Annotated in this window: 4 protein-coding genes and 1 pseudogene; 2 read left to right on the top strand and 3 right to left on the bottom strand. The window is 74.7% G+C overall.

Translation table 11 applies throughout. The annotated features are described in order from the left end of the window. Positions 1–1,394, bottom strand: a 1,394-nt coding sequence (locus BGM09_RS33305; protein WP_188285469.1) for a phage holin family protein, incomplete at its 3' end; no start/stop codon positions are given. A gap of 289 nt (positions 1,395–1,683) precedes the next feature. On the opposite strand from BGM09_RS33305, the gene BGM09_RS33300 reads away from it, so the two are divergent. Together BGM09_RS33300 and BGM09_RS33295 are read left to right on the top strand one after the other, a co-directional pair. Then, positions 1,684–2,487: an MBL fold metallo-hydrolase gene (locus tag BGM09_RS33300; protein ID WP_188285468.1), complete on the top strand. Its 804-nt coding sequence runs from the start codon at positions 1,684–1,686 to the stop codon at positions 2,485–2,487. Further along, on the top strand, positions 2,484–3,110 hold the full coding sequence (locus BGM09_RS33295) for a DedA family protein (RefSeq protein ID WP_188285467.1): 627 nt from the start codon (positions 2,484–2,486) through the stop codon (positions 3,108–3,110). The genes BGM09_RS33300 and BGM09_RS33295 overlap by 4 nt, the downstream gene beginning before the upstream one ends. Before the next feature lie 99 nt (positions 3,111–3,209). Here BGM09_RS33295 and BGM09_RS33290 read toward each other — a convergent pair whose 3' ends face one another. Both BGM09_RS33290 and BGM09_RS33285 read right to left on the bottom strand, forming a co-directional pair. Then, on the bottom strand, positions 3,210–4,226 hold the full coding sequence (locus BGM09_RS33290; protein ID WP_188285466.1) for an MBL fold metallo-hydrolase: 1,017 nt from the start codon (positions 4,224–4,226) through the stop codon (positions 3,210–3,212). A gap of 245 nt (positions 4,227–4,471) precedes the next feature. Beyond that, positions 4,472–4,706, bottom strand: a pseudogene (locus tag BGM09_RS33285) (hypothetical protein); the annotation flags it as partial.

The following is a 4,706-nucleotide window of genomic DNA, read 5'->3' as shown; positions in this document are numbered from 1 at the left end:
GTGCGGGCCGCCGCCCGTGCCTCGGCGCCGCGCGCCGCCCGCCGCCTGGCCTGCCGTTCGGTCCCGGCCAGCCCGCAACCGGCCCGCACCAGTTCGCGGAAGGTCACCCCGTACGCGCTCTCGAAGGTCTCGCCCTCGCTCTGCCCGTGGTCGGACAGGAGGACGACGCGGTACGGCCGGGGCGCGTACCGCGAGGCGTCGGCGATCAGCGCCACCGAGCGGTCGAGCCGGCCCAGCACCTTGCGCGCGTCCTTGCTGCGCGGGCCCGAATGGTGGGCGACCTCGTCGTACGCCACGAGGTCCGCGTAGACGGCGGTCCTTCCGGCCAGCATGTCGCCGATGACGGCGGCCACGGCCACGTCCCGTTCCACGACGGTGGCGAAGGCGCGCAGCAGCGGGTAGAGGCCGCCGCGCTTGATGCGGGGGCGGTCCCTGCGCAGCCGCGACGCCGTCGACTCCCCGATCTCACGGCACACCTCGGCGCTGAACGACCAGGCGGTGCGCACCGCGTTCGCCGGGTCGGAGAAGTAGGCGAAGTAGCCGGATCTGGAGCGGCTGAACTTGTCGCGGCGGGCCGCCACCGACATCACCAGCGCCGACTGTTCCGCTCCGCCGGTGAACAGATTGCCGCGGCTGGCGCCGTCGTCGGCGAGCAGTCCGCGAAAGCCGGTACGGGCCACCGCGCGGCGCTCCAGTTCCGCGGCGCTGGAGGGCCGGTTGCAGACCATCAGCTGGCCGGTCTCCTTCTCGAACCAGCGGAAGGCGGGCACGTCGTGATTCGTGCCGTGCAGGATGGCGAGCTGGCTCGCGCCGGTCTGACTGCTCCAGTCGGTGCGCCACGGGGTGAGCCGGTGGGTGGTGCCGAGCCAGCCGGCCAGGGTCGGCATCGCGGGCGGCGAGGAGGTGAGGGCGTCGCGCAGCACATCGTGGCCGACACCGTCGAGTTGCAGGAAGACCGTGCCGGGCGTGGTCGGCAGCGGCGGGTCGCTCGCGCGGGTTCTGCGGCCCGCGAGCCGGGCGAGCCTGCGGCCGTACGCGGCGTCGTCCCGTACCGCGAGGGCGGTGCTGGTGGCGGAGGACGTCGCGGACATCACGGCGGCGATCACCACGGCGGTGGCCGGGGCGACCTGGCCGCGGCCGTCGGGGGTGAAGCGCAGGGCGACGAGCAGGAGCGAGCCGTTGAGGAAGAAGACCAGGGCGCCGAGCACGAGGGCGGGCACGAGCAGCAGAGCGCGGACCAGCAGCGGCCACACGAGCGCGCTCAGTACGCCGAAGGCGCCCGCGCCGATCGCCGAGGTCACCGCGAGCTGGGTGGGGCTGTCGCCGCCCGGAGCTTCGAGGCGGAAGTCGGGGAGCACCCAGGCGAGTACGGCCAGGGTCGCGCTGGAGACCATCCACACAGCGAGCACCCGGCCGACGGCCCTCACCACGCTCCGGCCGACGGCCCGTTCCCGTCTCTTCCCAGGCTGCGGCACACCTCCACAGTGCCATACCGCCCGCCGCGTCCCGGCGCCCCGTCGGGGCGCGCGCCGGGCCCGGCCGACCGCAGGGCATACGCTCGGGCCTGCGAGGGGGTGCGCAAGCGCGGTACGAATCCCCTGACCGGGTAGGTGCGACGCGTGTGCGCGATACGGGCGCCCTGATACGGGCGCCCTGGACGGATGCCGGGAAAGGACGGGCGCGGTGGCGGTGGAGATCACGTGGTGGGGTCATGCCACGGTGACCGTGCGGGACTCCGGGGTGCGAGTGCTCACCGACCCGCTGTTCACCCGGCGGCTCGCCCATCTGCGCAGGCGGCGCGGCGCCGTACCGCCCGCTTCCGCCGCCGCCGCCGATGTCGTACTGATCTCGCATCTGCACGCCGACCATCTGAATCTGTACTCGCTGCGGCAACTGGCCACGGACACCATGGTGGTCCTGCCGCGCGGCGCGGTCGCGGCGGTGCCGGGGCTGCGGCGGCTGCGCGGGTGGCTGCGGCTGGTGGAGATCGAGGAGGGTGAGTCGCTGCCGGTACGCGGCGACGGCGGTGGGCTGACGGTCAGGGCCGTGCCCGCCGCGCACGACGGACGGCGGCTGCCGTACGGGCCCGAGCGCTCCCCCGCGCTCGGCTATGTGGTGGAGGGCGCCGCCCGGACGTACTTCGCCGGGGACACCGGGCTGTTCGACGGGCTGGCCGACGCGGTCGGCCCCTGTGACGTGGCGCTGCTGCCGGTCGGCGGCTGGGGCCCGTTCCTCGGGCACGGGCATCTGGACGCGGCGCGGGCCGCGCGGGTGCTGGCCGATCTGGCGCCGCAAGCCGCGGTGCCGGTGCACTACGGCACCTTCTGGCCGATCGGCATGGACGCGGTACGGCCGCACGAATTCCACACGCCCGGCGAGGAGTTCGTGCGGATCGCCGCCCGGCTGGCCCCTGGGGTGTCGGTGCACCGGCTCGACCACGGGCAGTCCGTGCTGGTCGAGGACGCCGGGCGGGAGAGCCGCGGGTGATCGGTTTCCTGGCGTCGGCCGCCGCCGATTCCCCCGCGTCCGAGACCGCTCAGCAGGCGATAGGTTATCCGTCGCTGTTCCTGCTGGTGTCGCTCGGCTCACTGGTGCCGGTGGTGCCGACCGGCGCGGTGGTCTCCAGCGCGGCCGTCGTCGCCTTCCACCAGTCGGAACCGCCGCTCGCGCTGCTCGGAGTGTTCCTCGTCGCGTCCTTCGCCGCCTTCCTCGGCGACGTGGCGCTCTACTGGCTGGGCCTGCGCGGGGTGCGGTCCCGCAACGGCTCGCGCTGGCTGCACCGGCTCCAGGACCGGGTGGACAACACGACGCTGGAGAAGGCGCAGAACCGGCTGGACGCGCACGGCGCGGCCGTCCTGGTGCTGTCCCGGCTGATCCCGGCGGGCCGTATCCCGGTGATGGTGGCGTGCCTGCTGGGCGAGATGCCGCTGCGGCGGTTCGTCCGCGGCGACATCCCGGCCTGTCTGGTGTGGGCGGCGGCGTATCAACTGGTCGGCATTCTGGGCGGGTCGCTGTTCTCCGAGCCGTGGCAGGGGGTGGCGCTCGCGGTGGGGCTGACGTTCGCCTTCGCGGCGGGTCCCATGGCCGTGCGGCGGCTGCGCCGCAAGTAGGGCGCGCGAAAGCCGGAAGCCCGACGCCCGACACCCGACGCCCTTTGCGCGCCGCAGGCGTGGGCGGGCCGTCCCGCGATCAGGCCGCCGGGCCCGCCCTCACGGCGTGCCGGACAGCACCCGTGAGCCGCCGATCGGCAGGTCCCACAGGTCGTCGCGGGGGCGGCCGGTCGCGGCCCACGCGGCGTGCAGCCGGGTGAGCGGTTCCAGCGGCGGCTCGGCGGAGAGCAGGAACGTGGCCCAGTGCATGGGCGCCATCGCGGTCGCGCCCACGTCGAGGCAGGCGCGTACGGCCTCTTCCGGGTCGGTGTGCACGGCGCTGAGCATCCAGCGCGGCGAGTAGGCGCCGATCGGCAGCAGCGCGAGGTCGATGCCGGGGTGGGCGCGGCCGATCTCGCGGAACCAGTGGCCGTAGCCGGTGTCCCCGGCGAAGTAGACACGCTGCCCCGAGCCGTCGGTCAGCACCCAGCCGCCCCACAGCGAGCGGCAGGTGTCGGTCAGCGTGCGCTTGCTCCAGTGGTGCGCGGGGACGAAGTCGAAGCGGACACCGCCCATTTCCGCGGCCTCCCACCAGTCGAGTTCGGTGACCCGCGTGAAGCCGCGGCGGCGGCACCAGGCGGCCAGGCCCGCGGGCACGAACAGCGCGGTGTCGCGCGGCAGCCGCTTGAGCGTCGGCGCGTCGAGGTGGTCGTAGTGGTTGTGGCTGATGACGACGGCGTCGACGGCGGGCAGCCCCTCCCAGGGCACGCCCACCGGGGTGACCCTGGCCGGGGTGCCGGGGATGCGGCGAGACCACACGGGGTCGGTGAGCACGGTCAGCCCGCCGATGCCGATCACCCAGCTCGCGTGTCCCACCCAGGTGAGGCTGACCGCGCCCGCCGCCGTCGCGGGCAGCGGTCCGTGCTCGACCGGCAGCGACGGCACCTGCGCGAGCGCGGCGGCCGGCGGGCGCATGCTGCGTTCCCGTACCGAGCGCAGGACGTCGCGCAGCCCCGGCAGCGGGTCCGTCAGCCGGTCGGCGAACGACTTGGGCCAGGTCCTCAACTCGCCCAGCGGACGCGGACCGGCGAGGGTGCTCTCGCTCTCGGCGAGGGTGCGCTCGCTCTGATCGGTCATCGGGACTCCCATCCGTCACGGTCTCGGCGCCGTCGGCGACACTCGCCGGACAACAGCGGGCCGGGGCGGCGGCCCCGGCGGTTCTGGCAGGGCCGGGAAGCCCGACGGGACCGGCAGGACCCATGGCCGAGGCACATGGCGCGTAGGGGGTGGGCGAGGCGTGTGTGGCCCGCCCGGCCGTCCCGAACACCGCTCGCTCCCACCGGATCCCCGATCATCGTTCATCGACCTACCCAAAAAATAGGTCAGGCCCCACGCCCCCGCGATCCGGTGTCCGCCGATTCGCCGGTGTCCGATTCGCCGGTGTCCGATTCGCCGGTGTCCGATTCGTCGATGTCCGCGGATTCGCCGGCCGCCCCGCCGCCGGGGCCCGAACCGCCGCCCGGGTACCCGGTGGCGTGGCCGCTGACGGCGACGGCCAACGCGGCCAGCGCGGCGACGACATGCGGGACGGCGAGCGGGTCGGGCGCGGCCAGCGCG

This window comes from Streptomyces sp. CBMA29 (assembly GCF_014596445.1).
GTDB lineage: Bacteria > Actinomycetota > Actinomycetes > Streptomycetales > Streptomycetaceae > Actinacidiphila.
The sequence above is the reverse complement of the archived record's forward strand: the minus strand, read 5'-3'. Positions and strand labels throughout refer to the sequence as shown.

Coding starts and splice junctions, on each gene's coding strand:
- BGM09_RS33290 (WP_188285466.1), bottom strand. CDS start 4,226: ATGACCGATCAGAGCGAGCGCACCCTCGCCGAGAGCGAGAGCACCCTC.